This window comes from Shewanella sp. W3-18-1 (assembly GCF_000015185.1).
GTDB lineage: Bacteria > Pseudomonadota > Gammaproteobacteria > Enterobacterales > Shewanellaceae > Shewanella > Shewanella putrefaciens.
The window spans coordinates 186,608-201,460 of sequence record NC_008750.1; the positions used below are offsets into that span (position 1 = coordinate 186,608).

Annotated in this window: 26 protein-coding genes; all 26 read left to right on the forward strand. The window is 46.1% G+C overall.

All coding sequences use genetic code 11. The features are described from left to right. The first annotated feature begins 54 nt into the window (after nucleotides 1-54). The 26 genes from fusA (at nucleotide 55) to rpsM (ending at nucleotide 14,852) form a co-directional block, all read left to right on the forward strand. Entirely contained in the window at nucleotides 55-2,151 is a 2,097-nt protein-coding gene (gene fusA, locus SPUTW3181_RS00815; RefSeq protein ID WP_011787571.1) for an elongation factor G, read from the forward strand. Between the two features lie 72 nt (nucleotides 2,152-2,223). Continuing rightward, entirely contained in the window at nucleotides 2,224-3,408 is a 1,185-nt protein-coding gene (tuf, locus tag SPUTW3181_RS00820; protein ID WP_011787562.1) for an elongation factor Tu, read from the forward strand. Nucleotides 3,409-3,742: 334 nt separating this feature from the next. Continuing rightward, entirely contained in the window at nucleotides 3,743-4,054 is a 312-nt protein-coding gene (gene rpsJ / locus SPUTW3181_RS00825; RefSeq protein ID WP_006083601.1) for a 30S ribosomal protein S10, read from the forward strand. A 27-nt stretch (nucleotides 4,055-4,081) separates the two neighbouring features. Next, a complete protein-coding gene (gene rplC / locus SPUTW3181_RS00830; RefSeq protein ID WP_011787572.1) occupies nucleotides 4,082-4,720 on the forward strand; it encodes a 50S ribosomal protein L3 in 639 nt (212 codons plus the stop codon). Between the two features lie 17 nt (nucleotides 4,721-4,737). After that, on the forward strand, nucleotides 4,738-5,343 hold the full coding sequence (gene rplD, locus SPUTW3181_RS00835; protein WP_006083599.1) for a 50S ribosomal protein L4: 606 nt from the start codon (nucleotides 4,738-4,740) through the stop codon (nucleotides 5,341-5,343). Next, nucleotides 5,343-5,645 (forward strand): 50S ribosomal protein L23, encoded by a 303-nt coding sequence (gene rplW / locus SPUTW3181_RS00840; protein ID WP_025008843.1) that lies wholly within the window; start codon nucleotides 5,343-5,345, stop codon nucleotides 5,643-5,645. The genes rplD and rplW overlap by 1 nt, the downstream gene beginning before the upstream one ends. Nucleotides 5,646-5,661: 16 nt before the next feature. Further along, nucleotides 5,662-6,486 (forward strand): 50S ribosomal protein L2, encoded by an 825-nt coding sequence (rplB, locus tag SPUTW3181_RS00845; protein WP_011787573.1) that lies wholly within the window; start codon nucleotides 5,662-5,664, stop codon nucleotides 6,484-6,486. A gap of 14 nt (nucleotides 6,487-6,500) precedes the next feature. Next, nucleotides 6,501-6,779: a 30S ribosomal protein S19 gene (rpsS, locus tag SPUTW3181_RS00850; RefSeq protein ID WP_006083596.1), complete on the forward strand. Its 279-nt coding sequence runs from the start codon at nucleotides 6,501-6,503 to the stop codon at nucleotides 6,777-6,779. Nucleotides 6,780-6,794: 15 nt separating this feature from the next. Next, on the forward strand, nucleotides 6,795-7,127 hold the full coding sequence (rplV, locus tag SPUTW3181_RS00855; RefSeq protein WP_006083595.1) for a 50S ribosomal protein L22: 333 nt from the start codon (nucleotides 6,795-6,797) through the stop codon (nucleotides 7,125-7,127). A gap of 9 nt (nucleotides 7,128-7,136) precedes the next feature. Then, on the forward strand, nucleotides 7,137-7,829 hold the full coding sequence (rpsC, locus tag SPUTW3181_RS00860; RefSeq protein WP_011787574.1) for a 30S ribosomal protein S3: 693 nt from the start codon (nucleotides 7,137-7,139) through the stop codon (nucleotides 7,827-7,829). A gap of 11 nt (nucleotides 7,830-7,840) precedes the next feature. Further along, a complete protein-coding gene (gene rplP / locus SPUTW3181_RS00865; RefSeq protein ID WP_006083593.1) occupies nucleotides 7,841-8,251 on the forward strand; it encodes a 50S ribosomal protein L16 in 411 nt (136 codons plus the stop codon). Then, nucleotides 8,251-8,442: a 50S ribosomal protein L29 gene (rpmC, locus tag SPUTW3181_RS00870; protein WP_007644429.1), complete on the forward strand. Its 192-nt coding sequence runs from the start codon at nucleotides 8,251-8,253 to the stop codon at nucleotides 8,440-8,442. Before rplP ends, rpmC begins: the two co-directional genes overlap by 1 nt. Next, nucleotides 8,442-8,690 (forward strand): 30S ribosomal protein S17, encoded by a 249-nt coding sequence (rpsQ, locus tag SPUTW3181_RS00875; protein ID WP_006083591.1) that lies wholly within the window; start codon nucleotides 8,442-8,444, stop codon nucleotides 8,688-8,690. The genes rpmC and rpsQ overlap by 1 nt, the downstream gene beginning before the upstream one ends. A gap of 178 nt (nucleotides 8,691-8,868) precedes the next feature. Beyond that, a complete protein-coding gene (rplN, locus tag SPUTW3181_RS00880; RefSeq protein WP_006083590.1) occupies nucleotides 8,869-9,237 on the forward strand; it encodes a 50S ribosomal protein L14 in 369 nt (122 codons plus the stop codon). Nucleotides 9,238-9,248: 11 nt separating this feature from the next. Continuing rightward, nucleotides 9,249-9,563 carry a 50S ribosomal protein L24 gene (rplX, locus tag SPUTW3181_RS00885; protein ID WP_011787575.1) on the forward strand — a complete coding sequence of 105 codons (315 nt, stop codon included), beginning with the start codon at nucleotides 9,249-9,251 and terminating at the stop codon, nucleotides 9,561-9,563. 12 nt (nucleotides 9,564-9,575) lie between these two features. Then, nucleotides 9,576-10,115, forward strand: a complete 540-nt coding sequence (gene rplE, locus SPUTW3181_RS00890) for a 50S ribosomal protein L5 (RefSeq protein WP_011787576.1) — start codon at nucleotides 9,576-9,578, stop codon at nucleotides 10,113-10,115. Between the two features lie 10 nt (nucleotides 10,116-10,125). Continuing rightward, the gene (rpsN, locus tag SPUTW3181_RS00895) at nucleotides 10,126-10,431 is read left to right on the forward strand and encodes a 30S ribosomal protein S14 (RefSeq protein WP_011787577.1); all 306 of its coding nucleotides are present in this window, start codon (nucleotides 10,126-10,128) and stop codon (nucleotides 10,429-10,431) included. Nucleotides 10,432-10,455: 24 nt separating this feature from the next. Beyond that, a complete protein-coding gene (gene rpsH / locus SPUTW3181_RS00900; protein WP_007644434.1) occupies nucleotides 10,456-10,848 on the forward strand; it encodes a 30S ribosomal protein S8 in 393 nt (130 codons plus the stop codon). 10 nt (nucleotides 10,849-10,858) lie between these two features. Further along, on the forward strand, nucleotides 10,859-11,392 hold the full coding sequence (rplF, locus tag SPUTW3181_RS00905) for a 50S ribosomal protein L6 (protein WP_011787578.1): 534 nt from the start codon (nucleotides 10,859-10,861) through the stop codon (nucleotides 11,390-11,392). A 10-nt stretch (nucleotides 11,393-11,402) separates the two neighbouring features. Next, a complete protein-coding gene (gene rplR, locus SPUTW3181_RS00910) occupies nucleotides 11,403-11,753 on the forward strand; it encodes a 50S ribosomal protein L18 (RefSeq protein ID WP_007644436.1) in 351 nt (116 codons plus the stop codon). 12 nt (nucleotides 11,754-11,765) lie between these two features. Next, the gene (gene rpsE / locus SPUTW3181_RS00915; RefSeq protein WP_011787579.1) at nucleotides 11,766-12,269 is read left to right on the forward strand and encodes a 30S ribosomal protein S5; all 504 of its coding nucleotides are present in this window, start codon (nucleotides 11,766-11,768) and stop codon (nucleotides 12,267-12,269) included. A 6-nt stretch (nucleotides 12,270-12,275) separates the two neighbouring features. Further along, complete coding sequence (rpmD, locus tag SPUTW3181_RS00920) at nucleotides 12,276-12,458, forward strand: 50S ribosomal protein L30 (protein ID WP_006083582.1); 183 nt, start codon at nucleotides 12,276-12,278, stop codon at nucleotides 12,456-12,458. Between the two features lie 3 nt (nucleotides 12,459-12,461). Then, complete coding sequence (gene rplO / locus SPUTW3181_RS00925; RefSeq protein ID WP_006083581.1) at nucleotides 12,462-12,896, forward strand: 50S ribosomal protein L15; 435 nt, start codon at nucleotides 12,462-12,464, stop codon at nucleotides 12,894-12,896. A gap of 7 nt (nucleotides 12,897-12,903) precedes the next feature. Next, nucleotides 12,904-14,244 carry a preprotein translocase subunit SecY gene (gene secY / locus SPUTW3181_RS00930; RefSeq protein ID WP_011787580.1) on the forward strand — a complete coding sequence of 447 codons (1,341 nt, stop codon included), beginning with the start codon at nucleotides 12,904-12,906 and terminating at the stop codon, nucleotides 14,242-14,244. Nucleotides 14,245-14,265: 21 nt separating this feature from the next. Further along, a complete protein-coding gene (gene rpmJ / locus SPUTW3181_RS00935) occupies nucleotides 14,266-14,379 on the forward strand; it encodes a 50S ribosomal protein L36 (protein WP_006083579.1) in 114 nt (37 codons plus the stop codon). A 116-nt stretch (nucleotides 14,380-14,495) separates the two neighbouring features. Beyond that, a complete protein-coding gene (rpsM, locus tag SPUTW3181_RS00940) occupies nucleotides 14,496-14,852 on the forward strand; it encodes a 30S ribosomal protein S13 (protein ID WP_011787581.1) in 357 nt (118 codons plus the stop codon). Nucleotide 14,853 lies beyond the last annotated feature (1 nt).

Genomic DNA, 14,853 nt, shown 5'->3' on the forward strand with positions numbered 1-14,853 from the left:
CACCATTGTTGTTGATATTGCCAAGGCAATTGTCTTGGTGGAGAGGGTATAATCGTGGCTCGTATAACCCCAATTGAGCGTTATCGTAATATCGGTATTTGTGCTCATGTGGACGCAGGTAAAACCACCACAACAGAACGTGTTCTGTTCTATACCGGTTTGTCTCATAAAATCGGTGAGGTGCATGACGGCGCCGCGACCACAGACTGGATGGTTCAAGAGCAAGAGCGTGGTATCACTATCACCTCTGCTGCGGTAACCACATTCTGGCGTGGTATGGATGCTCAATTCACTGAACACCGCATCAATATCATCGATACCCCAGGTCACGTTGACTTCACTATTGAAGTTGAGCGTTCTTTGCGCGTTCTTGACGGCGCTGTTGTGGTTTTTTGTGGTTCTTCAGGTGTTGAACCCCAATCTGAAACCGTGTGGCGTCAAGCTGACAAATACCGTGTTCCACGCTTAGTATTCGTCAATAAAATGGATCGCGCAGGTGCGGACTTTGAACGTGTAGTGAAGCAAATCAGAACTCGCCTTGGAGCGACTTGTGTGCCTATTCAATTGAATATTGGCTCAGAAGAAAACTTTAGAGGCGTGATCGACTTAATTAAGATGAAAGCCATTAACTGGAATGAAGAAGACCAGGGTATGACTTTTACTCATGAGGAGATCCCTGCAGAATTAGCGGCTAAAGCGGCTGAAATGCATGAGTATCTGGTTGAAGTAGCGGCTGAATCCTCTGATGAACTGATGGATAAGTACCTTGAAGAAGGCACGCTATCAGAAGAAGAGATTAAGAAAGCACTGCGTCAGCGTACTATAAATAATGAAATCGTTTTAGCGACTTGTGGTTCTGCATTTAAGAACAAAGGCGTTCAAGCGGTACTTGATGCGGTCGTGGAATTTTTGCCAGCGCCTATTGATGTGCCTCCAATTAAGGGCATTGATGAGAATGAGCAAGAAGTTGAGCGCCCATCAGATGACAATGCGCCTTTTGCTGCATTGGCATTTAAAATTGCTACAGATCCATTCGTAGGGACGTTAACTTTTATCCGTGTGTACTCCGGCGTACTTGAGTCAGGCTCAGGCGTTTACAATTCTGTTAAACAGAAGCGGGAACGTATAGGTCGTATCGTGCAAATGCATGCCAATGATCGAACAGAGCTGAAAGAGGTTCGTGCCGGTGATATTGCCGCGGCGATAGGGTTAAAAGAAGTCACTACGGGTGATACGCTTTGTGATAACGATCATAGAGTGATCTTGGAACGTATGGAGTTCCCTGAGCCAGTAATTACCATTGCCGTTGAGCCCAAGTCTAAAGCAGACCAAGATAAAATGGGGATTGCGCTGCAAAAACTTGCAGCTGAAGATCCATCATTCAGGGTTGAAACAGACGAAGAATCATCACAAACACTTATTTCCGGTATGGGTGAGTTACACTTAGACATCATTGTAGACCGTATGCGTCGCGAGTTTGGTGTCGAATGTAACGTCGGTAAGCCACAAGTGGCCTACCGTGAAACTATCCGAGGATCAGTTGAAGCTGAAGGTAAATTTGTACGCCAATCAGGTGGTCGTGGACAATTCGGTCACGTTTGGTTAAAACTAGAGCCTAATGAAGAAGGTGCTGGTTACGAATTTATCAATGCTATTGTGGGAGGTGTAGTTCCTCGTGAATTTATACCTGCGGTTGATAAAGGTATCCAAGAACAGATGAAGAATGGCGTTCTCGCTGGCTTCCCTGTGTTGGACGTGAAGGTCACTCTGTTCGACGGTTCATATCATGATGTGGACTCGAATGAAATGGCGTTCAAAATTGCGGGTTCTATGGGCTTCAAAAAGGGTGCGCTTGAAGCGAATCCTGTGCTGCTCGAACCTTGCATGAAAGTAGAAGTAACTACTCCTGAGAACTACATGGGCGACGTAGTTGGTGATTTAAATCGTCGTCGTGGTTTGATTGAAGGTATGGATGATGGCTTTGGTGGCATCAAAATAGTCCATGCTGTGGTGCCTCTTTCTGAAATGTTTGGTTATGCAACTGATTTGCGCTCTGCAACTCAGGGGCGTGCTTCGTACTCCATGGAGTTCTTGAAGTACTCTGATGCACCGCAAAACATTGCGAAAGCGATTATTGAATCTCGTAGCTAATTTCCAGTTACGACATAAATGTTATTATGGTCCAGCTTTGACTGGACTATTCTGAAAAGAAAGGAATATATCGTGGCAAAAGCTAAATTTGAACGTATTAAGCCTCACGTAAACGTGGGCACCATTGGTCACGTTGACCATGGTAAAACCACTCTGACTGCAGCTATCTCTCACGTACTGGCTAAGACCTACGGTGGCGAAGCTAAAGACTTCTCTCAAATCGATAACGCTCCAGAAGAGCGTGAGCGCGGTATTACCATCAATACCTCTCACATCGAATATGACACGCCATCACGCCACTACGCCCACGTAGACTGCCCAGGCCACGCTGACTATGTTAAAAACATGATCACTGGTGCTGCACAGATGGACGGCGCGATTCTGGTAGTCGCTTCAACAGACGGTCCAATGCCACAGACTCGTGAGCACATCCTGCTTTCTCGTCAGGTTGGCGTACCATTCATCATCGTATTCATGAACAAATGTGACATGGTAGATGACGAAGAGCTGTTAGAGCTAGTTGAGATGGAAGTGCGTGAACTGTTATCAGAATACGATTTCCCAGGTGATGACTTACCGGTAATCCAAGGTTCAGCTCTGAAAGCGCTAGAAGGCGAGCCAGAGTGGGAAGCAAAAATCCTTGAATTAGCAGCGGCGCTGGATTCTTACATTCCAGAACCACAACGTGACATCGATAAGCCGTTCCTACTGCCAATCGAAGACGTATTCTCAATTTCAGGCCGTGGTACAGTAGTAACAGGTCGTGTTGAGCGTGGTATTGTACGCGTAGGCGACGAAGTTGAAATCGTTGGTGTACGTGCGACAACTAAGACAACGTGTACTGGTGTAGAAATGTTCCGTAAACTGCTTGACGAAGGTCGTGCAGGTGAGAACTGTGGTATTTTGTTACGTGGTACTAAGCGTGATGACGTAGAACGTGGTCAAGTATTAGCGAAGCCAGGTTCAATCAACCCACACACCACTTTTGAATCAGAAGTTTACGTACTGTCAAAAGAAGAAGGTGGCCGTCACACGCCATTCTTCAAAGGCTACCGTCCACAGTTCTACTTCCGTACAACTGACGTAACCGGTACTATCGAACTGCCAGAAGGCGTAGAGATGGTAATGCCAGGCGACAACATCAAGATGGTAGTGACACTGATTTGCCCAATCGCGATGGACGAGGGTTTACGCTTCGCAATCCGTGAAGGCGGTCGTACAGTGGGTGCAGGTGTAGTAGCTAAAATCATTGCTTAATAGCGATAGAGATTAGTGTGAAAAGGAAGCTTCGGCTTCCTTTTTTGTTTAAGGGCTAGTTTTCTCCATAAATTTGTGTAAAATGCTCGCCACTCTGACGTTAAATAGTTTTTTGATGACTATTTACACAGTGGGCTTGATATCTCGATTTAGATGAGTATAATTGCCCCCTCGTTGACCTAGGTCTACGAATTAAATGATTAGTCAATTAAGTTAATCATTATCATAGCGGCTCCGATTGGGAGTCGAACGGTTAAATCATCTCGCTCTGCTTTTCTATTTAGAAGAAGCTAGAGGGTGATTTTTTATATGTCCATTTTAGGAGCTCTGGTCAATGCAGAACCAAAGAATCCGTATCCGCTTAAAGGGATTTGATCATCGCTTAATTGATCAATCTACAGCGGAAATCGTTGAAACTGCTAAGCGTACAGGCGCTCAAGTACGTGGTCCAATTCCACTACCTACGCGTAAAGAGCGTTATACCATTTTGATCTCTCCGCACGTTAATAAAGATGCTCGTGACCAGTATGAATTACGTACACACAAGCGCCTGGTTGACATCGTAGAGCCAACTGAAAAGACTGTAGACGCTCTAATGCGTTTAGATCTTGCGGCTGGTGTCGACGTACAGATTAGCTTGGGTTAATTGAGATCCTTAGAAGAGGTTTGAGAGATGGCTATCGGTCTTATTGGTCGTAAAGTTGGTATGACTCGCATCTTTACTGAAGATGGTGTTTCAATACCTGTTACAGTAATTGAAGTTGCTGGCAACCGTGTTACTCAAGTGAAAACTTTAGAAACTGACGGCTACCGCGCGCTTCAAGTTACTACTGGTACCAAAAAAGCCAATCGCATTACTAAACCAGAAGCAGGTCACTTTGCCAAGAGCGGTGTTGAAGCCGGTCGTGGATTGTGGGAAGTGCGTCTGGAAGACGGTGAAGGCGAGGGCATTGAAGTTGGTGCTGAGCTAAATGTTGATATTTTCGCTGATGTAGCGAAAGTTGATGTTACTGGTCAATCAAAAGGTAAAGGTTTCCAAGGCGGCGTTAAGCGTTGGAACTTCCGTACTCAAGATATGACTCACGGTAACTCTTTGTCGCACCGCTCGAATGGTTCTATTGGTCAGAACCAAACGCCTGGTCGCGTATTCAAAGGCAAGAAAATGTCAGGCCATATGGGTGCCGAGCGTGTTACTACTCAAAATCTAGTTGTAGTTCGTGTAGATGTTGAGCGTAACCTGCTACTAGTCCGTGGCGCTGTTCCTGGCGCTACCAATGGCGACTTGATTATCAAGCCTGCCGTTAAAGCTTAAGGTCTGAGGAGATAGTAATGGAATTGGTATTGAAAGACGCGCAAAGCGCTCTTGAAGTTTCCGAAACTACCTTCGGCCGTGACTTTAACGAGGCACTGGTTCATCAGGTAGTTGTAGCATACGCTGCAAACGCGCGTCAGGGCACTCGTGCTCAAAAGACTCGTGCGGAAGTAACTGGCTCAGGCAAAAAGCCTTGGCGCCAAAAAGGAACTGGCCGTGCTCGTGCTGGTTCTGTTAAAGGCCCAATCTGGCGTGGCGGTGGCGTAACATTCGCTGCTAAAACCCAAGATCATAGCCAAAAAGTTAACAAAAAGATGTACCGCGGCGCGCTGAAAAGCATTCTGTCTGAATTGGTACGTCAAGAGCGTTTAGTTGTTGTTGAATCTTTCGGTGTTGAAGCTCCTAAAACTAAAGAGCTGAAAGCGAAATTAAAAGCAATGAACTTAGAAGACGTTCTAATTGTGACTGCAGAAGTTGATGAGAATTTATTCTTAGCAGCTCGTAACCTGTACAAGGTTGACGTTCGTGACGTAGCGGGTCTAGACCCTGTAAGTCTGATCGCGTTCAACACTGTGCTTGTGACTGCTGACGCAGTGAAGCAAATCGAGGAGATGCTAGCATGATGATCCGCGAAGAACGTTTGCTAAAAGTTATTCTCGCTCCACATATCTCTGAAAAGAGCACTGTGAACGCTGAGAAGCACAACACTGTTGTTTTCCGCGTAGCTATCGACGCAACTAAAGCTGAAATTAAAGCTGCTGTTGCCAAGCTATTTGAAGTTGAAGTTGATTCTGTTCGCACTTTAGTGAGCAAAGGCAAAACTAAACGCACTGGTGGCCGTACTGGTCGTCGTAGCGATTGGAAAAAAGCCTATGTAACTCTTGCTGCTGGTGCTGACATCGATTTCGTCGGCGGCGCTGAGTAAGCAAAGGAGAATTATCATGGCAGTTATTAAGTGTAAGCCAACCTCTCCAGGTCGTCGCCACGTAGTTAAAGTGGTGAACACTGACCTGCATAAGGGTAAACCCTTTGCTGGCCTGTTGGCGAAAAAATCTAAAAGTGGTGGCCGTAACAATACTGGCCGTATCACTGTCCGTCACGTAGGTGGTGGTCATAAGCAGCATTATCGTCTAATCGACTTCAAACGCGATAAAGACGGTATCCCTGCAAAGATTGAGCGTCTGGAATACGATCCAAACCGCACAGCTAACATCGCGTTAGTATTGTATGCGGATGGTGAGCGTCGTTACATCCTTGCTGCTAAAGGTATGCAAGCTGGCGATAAGATCCAGTCTGGTGTTGAAGCCGAAATTAAAACCGGTAACGCAATGCCACTGCGCAACATCCCAGTAGGTTCTGTAGTACACGCAGTAGAAATGAAGCCTGGTAAAGGTGCTCAGATCGCTCGTTCTGCAGGTGCTTATGTACAAGTTGTTGCTCGTGATGGTGCATATGCCACTCTACGTCTTCGCTCTGGCGAAATGCGTAAAGTGCCAGTTGATTGCCGCGCGACATTTGGTGAAGTTGGTAATGCTGAACACATGCTACGCCAGTTAGGTAAAGCAGGTGCTAAGCGCTGGAGAGGCATACGTCCTACAGTGCGTGGTGTTGCAATGAACCCAGTAGACCATCCACACGGTGGTGGTGAAGGCCGTACTTCTGGTGGTCGTCACCCAGTGACTCCATGGGGTGTGCCAACTAAGGGTTATAAAACTCGTAGTAACAAGCGCACTGACAAGTACATCGTACGTCGTCGTAATAAATAGTAAGAGGATTCGCCATGCCACGTTCTCTCAAGAAAGGTCCCTTCATTGACCTGCACTTGCTGAAGAAGGTAGAGAAAGCGATGGAAGCCGGTGACAAAAAGCCTATTAAGACTTGGTCACGTCGCTCTATGATCATTCCAAATATGATTGGTTTGACCATCGCTGTCCATAATGGTCGTCAGCACGTTCCTGTGTTCGTAACTGACGAAATGATCGGCCACAAACTTGGTGAATTTTCACCAACTCGCACTTATCGCGGCCATGCTGCAGATAAGAAAGCGAAGAAGCGCTAATACGGGAGGAATAAGATGGAAGTTTTAGCTAAACATCGTTTTGCCCGTACGTCTGCGCAGAAGGCCCGTCTGGTTGCCGATCAAATTCGTGGTTTGCCTGTTGCTAAGGCCCTCGAAATATTGACTTTCAGCCCGAAGAAAGCCGCCGTACTGGTTAAAAAAGTACTTGACTCAGCTATCGCAAACGCCGAACACAACGAAGGTGCGGATATTGATGAGCTAAAAGTAGGAGCCGTCTTTGTAGACGAGGGTCCAACTATGAAGCGTATCATGCCACGTGCTAAAGGCCGCGCTGATCGTATCATGAAGCGTACCAGCCACATTACTGTGGTTGTATCAGATCGCTAGGAGAGAGCAATGGGACAGAAAGTACATCCTAATGGTATCCGTCTGGGTATCACCAAGCCTTGGATCTCTACCTGGTACGCAGATAAGTCAGATTATGCAAATAATCTGAACAGCGACTGGGAAGTGCGTAAGTTTCTTGTAGAGAAGTTACAAGCTGCGTCAGTATCTAAGATTGTTATCGAACGTCCAGCGAAAAGCATCCGCGTTACGATTCACACTGCCCGTCCAGGCGTTGTGATTGGTAAGAAAGGTGAAGACGTTGAAGTATTGCGTGCCGCAGTGTCAAAGCTGGCTGGTACTCCTGCTCAAATTAACATCGCTGAGATCCGTAAACCTGAGCTAGATGCCAAGTTAGTTGCTGATTCAATTGCACAGCAATTAGAGCGTCGCGTAATGTTCCGTCGTGCTATGAAGCGCGCAGTACAAAACGCAATGCGTATTGGTGCTCAAGGTATCAAAGTTCAAGTTAGTGGCCGTTTAGGCGGAGCTGAGATTGCGCGTGATGAGTGGTATCGTGAAGGTCGCGTACCTTTACATACTTTGCGTGCTGATATCGACTATTCAACATCTGAAAGTCACACTCAATACGGTGTGATTGGCGTTAAAGTTTGGATCTTCAAAGGTGAAGTTCTAGATGGAATGCTGCCACAGATTGAAGAGCCGAAGCAGCAGCAACCTAAGCGCAAGCCTCGTGGTAAATAGGAGAGCCGGCAATGCTGCAACCTAAACGTATGAAGTTTCGCAAGATGTTCAAAGGCCGCAACCGCGGTCTAGCGAACGGTACCGAAGTTAGCTTTGGTACATTTGGTCTGAAAGCAGTCGGCCGTGGCCGTTTAACTGCACGTCAGATCGAATCTGCACGTCGTGCCATGACACGTCACATTAAGCGTCAGGGACAAATTTGGATTCGAGTTTTCCCGGACAAGCCGATTACCTCTAAGCCTCTTGAAGTGCGTATGGGTAAAGGTAAAGGTAACGTTGAATACTGGGTATGTCAGATTCAACCTGGTAAGGTTCTTTATGAGATGAATGGTGTTTCTGAAGTGATCGCTCGTGAAGCGTTTGCTTTAGCTGCTGCCAAGCTTCCAATTAAGACTACCTTCGTAACTAAGACGGTGATGTAATGAAAGCGAGCGAACTGAGAGAAAAAAGCGTTGAAGAACTGAACGCTGAACTACTTGGTCTGCTGCGTGAGCAGTTCAACCTGCGTATGCAACACGCCACTGGTCAGTTGACTCAGACTCATCAACTGAAATTAGTGCGCCGTAATATTGCGCGCGTTAAGACCATTATTACTTCTAAGGCGGGTGCATAATGTCTGATAAAATCCGTACTTTGCAGGGTCGTGTAACTAGCAACAAAATGGACAAGTCCATTACTGTTGCTATCGAACGCCAAGTGAAACACCCAATTTATGGGAAATACATTAAGCGTACGACTAAGATCCATGCACATGACGAAACTAATCAGTGCAATGAAGGCGATTTAGTAGCGATTCGCGAATGTCGTCCTTTGTCTAAGACTAAATCTTGGACCCTGGTTGAAGTAGTATCAAAGGCCTAAGTTAATTAGGTATTTAGGTAAACGGCTCCAGAATGTGGGGCCGTTTGTTTTTTAATACTATACATTCCACTTTTATGGTGGTATATTTGCGCGCCATTTTTGACTAAATTCATAGCAAAAATTGGCGTTTATAGTCCCATAGTGGGAATTGTGTAGTAACGATAGCGGAGCACTTAAAATGATCCAAATGCAATCGACTCTTGACGTCGCATGTAACAGCGGCGCACGCAGAGTTCAGTGTATTAAGGTCTTGGGTGGCTCTCATCGTCGTTATGCCGGTATCGGCGACATTATCAAAGTTTCTGTAAAAGAAGCGATTCCTCGCGCTAAAGCGAAGAAAGGTGATGTGTATAACGCGGTGGTAGTCCGTACTAAGAAAGGCGTACGTCGTCCAGACGGTTCTGTCATTCGCTTCGATCGGAATGCAGCGGTTCTTTTGAACAACAACCTGCAGCCGATTGGTACTCGTATCTTTGGACCAGTGACACGTGAATTGCGTAATGAACAATTCATGAAAATTGTCTCGCTGGCACCAGAAGTACTGTAAGGAGCTTCATAATGGCAGCTAAAATACGTCGTGAAGACGAAGTGATTGTATTAGCAGGTAAAGACAAGGGTAAACGTGCAAAAGTTTCTCAAGTCCTTCCTACTGGTAAATTGATTCTTGAAGGCATCAATCTTGTCAAAAAACACCAAAAGCCAAACCCACAATTGGGTGTAGCTGGCGGTATTGTTGAGAAAGAAGCGCCAATACAAGCATCAAATGTAGCGATTTTCAACTCTGCCACTGGCAAAGCTGATCGCGTTGGTTTCCGCTTTGAAGACGGCAAAAAAGTGCGTTTCTTCAAATCGAACAGTGAACTCGTTAAGTAATTGGAGTAAACGATGGCGAAACTGCATGATAAATACCAAGAGACTGTTGTCGCTGAACTTGCTAAAAAGTTCGGTTATACCAGTGTCATGCAAGTCCCTCGGATTGAGAAAATCACCCTGAATATGGGTGTTGGCGAAGCTGTTGCAGATAAAAAAGTTATGGAGCACGCGCTCCGTGATATGACTGCGATCGCTGGTCAAAAGCCAGTTGTAACTGTTGCTCGTAAATCAGTTGCTGGTTTTAAAATCCGTGAAGGCTACCCTATTGGCTGTAAAGTGACCCTACGCGGTGAGCGTATGTGGGAATTCTTAGAGCGTTTAGTCGATATCGCAATCCCACGTATTCGTGACTTCCGTGGCTTAAGCGCTAAAGCGTTTGACGGCCGTGGTAACTACGCAATGGGCGTGCGTGAGCAGATCATTTTCCCAGAGATCGATTACGATAAAATCGATAAAATTCGCGGTATGGATATTGTTATCACTACCTCTGCGAAGACTGATGAAGAAGGTCGTGCTTTGTTAGACGCTTTTAACTTCCCATTCAAGAAATAAGGGTAGCGTAATGGCAAAAACATCAATGAAAGCACGTGAAGTTAAACGTGCACAGCTCGTAGCTAAGTATGCTGAAAAGCGTGCCGCTCTGAAAGCTATTATTGTCAGCCCAGCTTCTTCTGATGAAGATCGTTGGGATGCAGTATTAAAGCTGCAAGCTTTACCACGTGATTCCAGCGCCTCGCGTAAACGCAATCGCTGTAATCAAACTGGTCGCCCACATGGTTTCCTACGTAAATTCGGCTTAAGCCGTATTAAGTTACGTGAAGCAACCATGCGTGGTGAAGTTCCTGGCCTACGTAAGGCTAGCTGGTAAGCACTTGTCACGGAGTAAGCTAATATGAGCATGCAAGATCCTATTGCGGATATGTTAACCCGTATTCGTAACGGCCAAGCTGCTAACAAAGTATCTGTGAAGATGCCTTCTGCTAAGTTGAAAGTCGCTATTGCGAAACTGCTTAAAGAAGAAGGCTACATCGCTGATTACGCCGTAGCAGATGAAGCCAAGCCTGAACTGGAAATTACGTTAAAGTATTTCCAAGGCCAACCAGTCGTTGAGACTATCCAGCGCGTAAGTCGTCCTGGTCTTCGTATTTACAAAGGTAAAAACGAACTTCCAAAGGTGATGGGCGGACTGGGTGTCGCAATTGTGTCCACTTCTAAAGGCTTGATGACTGATCGTGCCGCCCGCCTTGCTGGCATGGGTGGCGAGGTTATCTGCTACGTAGCATAAGGAGCTAGGAATGTCTCGTGTAGCAAAAGCACCAGTATCTATTCCAGCTGGCGTAGAGGTGACCTTAAACGAACAGACCCTGACCGTCAAAGGCGCGAAAGGTAGTCTGACTCGAGTGATCAACAATGCGGTCAATGTTGTTATTGAAGATGGCGTAGTTAAGTTTCTTCCTGTTGAAGGCGTTGTTAACGCTTGGGCACAGGCTGGTACTACTCGTGCATTAGTAAACAACATGGTTGTTGGTGTATCTCAAGGTTTTGAGCGTAAACTGAAGTTAGTTGGTGTTGGTTACCGTGCGAAACTCGTCGGAGCTGATATTGACCTGACTCTAGGTTTCTCTCATCCGTTAGTACACAAACTGCCCGCAGGCGTTACTGCAGAGTGCCCTAGCCAAACTGATATCGTCCTTCGTGGCGTTGATAAACAGTTAATTGGTCAAGTCGCTGCTGAGATTCGCGGATACCGTCCACCAGAGCCGTATAAAGGCAAAGGTGTTCGCTATGACGACGAAGAAGTACGCCGTAAAGAGGCTAAGAAGAAGTAGGTAACGCGATATGGATAAGAAAACATCTCGCTTACGTCGCGCTATTCGCGCTCGTAAGAAGATCCAAGAGCTGGGCGTGAACCGTCTGGTTGTACATCGTACACCGCGTCACATTTATGCTCAGGTGATCAATCCTGAAGCTCAGGTGGTGGCAGCTGCTTCAACCGTGGAAAAAGCGGTTAAAGAGCAACTGAAGAGTACCGGTAACGTAGACGCGGCGAAAGCAGTAGGTAAATTTGTTGCTGAGCGCGCGATCGAAAAAGGCGTAACTTCTGTTGCGTTCGATCGTTCTGGTTTCAAGTATCACGGTCGTGTAGCTGCTCTAGCAGATGCTGCTCGTGAAGCTGGCCTCCAGTTCTAAGGGGTTATAAAAATGGCTAAATTAGAAGCTCAGCAAAAAGACGATCTGCAAGAAAAATTGATTGCAGTTAATCGTGTTTCTAAAGTAGTTAAGGGCGGTCGTATCTTTAGCTTCACAGCACTAACAGTAGTGGGTGATGGTAACGGTAAGATCGGCTATGGCTATGGTAAAGCGCGCGAAGTTCCAGCAGCAATTCAAAAAGCTATGGAAAAAGCCCGTCGTAACATGGTGACCGTGGAGTTGAACGCAGGTACTCTGCATCACCCAGTTAAAGGTCGTCATACTGGTTCACGTGTATACATGCAACCAGCATCACAGGGTACCGGTATTATTGCCGGTGGCGCAATGCGTGCCGTATTGGAAGTAGCAGGCGTTCATAACGTTCTGTCAAAAGCATACGGTTCTACTAACCCGATCAACATCGTTCGCGCGACTGTCGATGCATTGGTGCACATGAAGTCACCATCGCAAATCGCAGCTAAGCGTGGCCTGAATGTTGACGAAATTCGGGGGTAATGCACCATGGCAACTAAAACTGTAAAAGTTACTCAGACTAAGAGCGGTATCGGTCGTTTACCGAAGCACCGTGCAACCTTAACAGGTTTAGGTCTGCGTCGCATTGGTCACACTGTTGAATTAGAAGATACTCCTTCTGTTCGCGGTATGATCAACAAGGTCTACTACATGGTTAAGGTGGAGGATTAATAGATGCGTTTAAATACTCTATCTCCAGCTGCAGGCTCTAAGCATGCACCAAAGCGCGTAGGCCGTGGTATGGGTTCAGGCTTAGGTAAAACTGCGGGTCGTGGTCATAAAGGCCAAAAATCTCGTTCTGGTGGCGGTGTACGTCCTGGATTCGAGGGTGGTCAAATGCCACTGAAGATCCGTTTACCTAAATTTGGTTTTACCTCGCGTCGCGCTATGGTAACAGCTGAAGTTCGTGTACTCGAACTGGCAAAAGTTAACGGTGATGTTATCGACTTAAACGCTCTGAAAGATGCGAACGTTATTACTCGCAACATCCAGTTTGCGAAAATTGTTCTTTCAGGTACCATTGAGCGCCCAGTGACTGTTAAAGGTCTAAAGGTAACCAAAGGTGCACGTGCAGCAATTGAAGCTGCTGGCGGTAAGATCGAGGAATAATACGTCGATGGCAAAACCAGGACTTGATTTAAAAAGCGCGAAAGGCGGATTTTCAGAACTGAAAGCTCGCCTCCTGTTCGTGATTGGTGCGATTATCGTCTTTAGGGCCGGTTCGTTTGTGCCAATTCCTGGTATTGACGCAGCTGTATTAGCAGAGCTGTTTGCTCAGCAAAGCGGGACCATCCTAAGCATGTTTAACATGTTTTCGGGTGGTGCCCTTGAGCGTGCTTCTATCTTTGCATTAGGTATTATGCCGTACATTTCGGCATCTATCATTATGCAGTTATTGACAGTCGTACATCCTGCACTCGCTGAATTGAAAAAAGAAGGCGAATCAGGACGTAAGAAAATCAGTCAATATACAAGATGGGGTACCTTAGTGCTGGGTACATTCCAGTCGGTCGGTATTGCAACTGGGTTACCGAATTTAGTGCCTGGCCTTGTGGTCAACATTGGTTTTGGATTCTACTTTGTTGCGGTTGTGAGCTTAGTGACGGGAACGATGTTCCTAATGTGGCTAGGTGAGCAAATTACCGAACGTGGTATAGGTAACGGTATCTCGATTCTTATTTTCGCAGGTATTGTTGCTGGATTACCTTCCGCTATCGGCCAAACGGCTGAGCAGGCGCGTCAAGGTGACTTGAATGTGTTAGTATTGTTGTTGCTTGCGGTCATTGTATTTGCCGTGACTTATTTTGTCGTATTTGTGGAGCGTGGTCAGCGTCGTATCGTTGTTAACTACGCTAAGCGTCAGCAGGGCCGTAAGGTGTTCGCTGCGCAAAGTACACATTTACCACTAAAGATAAACATGGCGGGTGTGATCCCCCCAATTTTTGCGTCAAGCATCATTTTGTTTCCTGGAACACTGGCTCAGTGGTTCGGTCAAAATGAGTCTATGTCATGGTTAAGTGATTTTTCACTGGCTGTGTCACCTGGACAACCGCTTTACTCATTATTGTATGCAGCAGCAATTATTTTCTTCTGTTTCTTCTATACTGCGTTGGTGTTTAACCCACGTGAAACTGCAGATAACTTGAAGAAGAGTGGTGCATTCATCCCTGGGATCCGTCCTGGAGAACAGACTTCGCGTTACATTGATAAAGTAATGACCCGTTTGACATTGGCAGGCGCGTTATACATAACCTTTATCTGCTTAATTCCGGAGTTCATGTTAATTGCGTGGAAAGTACAGTTCTATTTTGGCGGTACTTCACTACTAATTATGGTAGTCGTGATCATGGACTTCATGGCTCAGGTTCAGACCCATATGATGTCTCATCAGTATGAGTCTGTGATGAAGAAAGCTAACCTAGTAAACAAAGCGAATTTAGATCGTTTTGGTCGCTAATTAGCTTTACGGAGTGATGAAATGAAAGTTCGAGCTTCCGTGAAGAAGATCTGCCGTAATTGCAAGATCGTCAAGCGTAGTGGCGTTGTACGCGTTATCTGTGTTGAACCAAAACACAAACAGCGTCAAGGCTAATAAAGAAATTTGTTCAGCCCAATCTTGGGCTGAACAAAATATTGTTTGCAAATCTGTCAACTGTCGAGTATCCTTTCGGGCTTTTCGCAGTTGGCCTTTAACTTAAGGAGTGCATAGTGGCCCGTATCGCTGGCATTAACATTCCTGATCAAAAGCATACAGTCATTGCATTGACTGCAATTTTCGGCATCGGTCGTACTCGTGCAAGAGCAATCTGCGCGGCTACAGCAATCGCTGAAACAGCTAAGATCAAGGAATTGAGCGAAGCTCAAATAGATACACTACGCGAAGAAGTTGCCAAATACTTAGTAGAAGGTGACTTACGTCGTGAGATTTCAATGAACATCAAGCGTCTTATGGATCTTGGTTGTTATCGTGGTCTCCGCCATCGTCGTAGCCTGCCTCTCCGTGGGCAACGTACTAAGACCAATGCGCGTACGCGTAAAGGTCCACGTAAACCAATTAGAAAGTAAC

Excerpts from the sequence above, each read along its gene's own strand:
- secY (WP_011787580.1), top strand. The coding sequence starts at position 12,904 with ATGGCAAAACCAGGACTTGATTTAAAAAGCGCGAAAGGCGGATTTTCA.
- rplX (WP_011787575.1), top strand. The coding sequence starts at position 9,249 with ATGGCAGCTAAAATACGTCGTGAAGACGAAGTGATTGTATTAGCAGGT.
- rpsS (WP_006083596.1), top strand. The coding sequence starts at position 6,501 with ATGCCACGTTCTCTCAAGAAAGGTCCCTTCATTGACCTGCACTTGCTG.
- rplW (WP_025008843.1), top strand. The coding sequence starts at position 5,343 with ATGATCCGCGAAGAACGTTTGCTAAAAGTTATTCTCGCTCCACATATC.
- rplV (WP_006083595.1), top strand. The coding sequence starts at position 6,795 with ATGGAAGTTTTAGCTAAACATCGTTTTGCCCGTACGTCTGCGCAGAAG.
- rpsJ (WP_006083601.1), top strand. The coding sequence starts at position 3,743 with ATGCAGAACCAAAGAATCCGTATCCGCTTAAAGGGATTTGATCATCGC.
- rpmJ (WP_006083579.1), top strand. The coding sequence starts at position 14,266 with ATGAAAGTTCGAGCTTCCGTGAAGAAGATCTGCCGTAATTGCAAGATC.
- rplE (WP_011787576.1), top strand. The coding sequence starts at position 9,576 with ATGGCGAAACTGCATGATAAATACCAAGAGACTGTTGTCGCTGAACTT.
- rplN (WP_006083590.1), top strand. The coding sequence starts at position 8,869 with ATGATCCAAATGCAATCGACTCTTGACGTCGCATGTAACAGCGGCGCA.
- rpsE (WP_011787579.1), top strand. The coding sequence starts at position 11,766 with ATGGCTAAATTAGAAGCTCAGCAAAAAGACGATCTGCAAGAAAAATTG.
- rplC (WP_011787572.1), top strand. The coding sequence starts at position 4,082 with ATGGCTATCGGTCTTATTGGTCGTAAAGTTGGTATGACTCGCATCTTT.
- rplD (WP_006083599.1), top strand. The coding sequence starts at position 4,738 with ATGGAATTGGTATTGAAAGACGCGCAAAGCGCTCTTGAAGTTTCCGAA.
- rplP (WP_006083593.1), top strand. The coding sequence starts at position 7,841 with ATGCTGCAACCTAAACGTATGAAGTTTCGCAAGATGTTCAAAGGCCGC.
- rplO (WP_006083581.1), top strand. The coding sequence starts at position 12,462 with ATGCGTTTAAATACTCTATCTCCAGCTGCAGGCTCTAAGCATGCACCA.
- rplF (WP_011787578.1), top strand. The coding sequence starts at position 10,859 with ATGTCTCGTGTAGCAAAAGCACCAGTATCTATTCCAGCTGGCGTAGAG.
- rpmC (WP_007644429.1), top strand. The coding sequence starts at position 8,251 with ATGAAAGCGAGCGAACTGAGAGAAAAAAGCGTTGAAGAACTGAACGCT.
- rpmD (WP_006083582.1), top strand. The coding sequence starts at position 12,276 with ATGGCAACTAAAACTGTAAAAGTTACTCAGACTAAGAGCGGTATCGGT.
- rplR (WP_007644436.1), top strand. The coding sequence starts at position 11,403 with ATGGATAAGAAAACATCTCGCTTACGTCGCGCTATTCGCGCTCGTAAG.
- rpsN (WP_011787577.1), top strand. The coding sequence starts at position 10,126 with ATGGCAAAAACATCAATGAAAGCACGTGAAGTTAAACGTGCACAGCTC.
- rpsQ (WP_006083591.1), top strand. The coding sequence starts at position 8,442 with ATGTCTGATAAAATCCGTACTTTGCAGGGTCGTGTAACTAGCAACAAA.
- rplB (WP_011787573.1), top strand. The coding sequence starts at position 5,662 with ATGGCAGTTATTAAGTGTAAGCCAACCTCTCCAGGTCGTCGCCACGTA.
- rpsC (WP_011787574.1), top strand. The coding sequence starts at position 7,137 with ATGGGACAGAAAGTACATCCTAATGGTATCCGTCTGGGTATCACCAAG.
- rpsH (WP_007644434.1), top strand. The coding sequence starts at position 10,456 with ATGAGCATGCAAGATCCTATTGCGGATATGTTAACCCGTATTCGTAAC.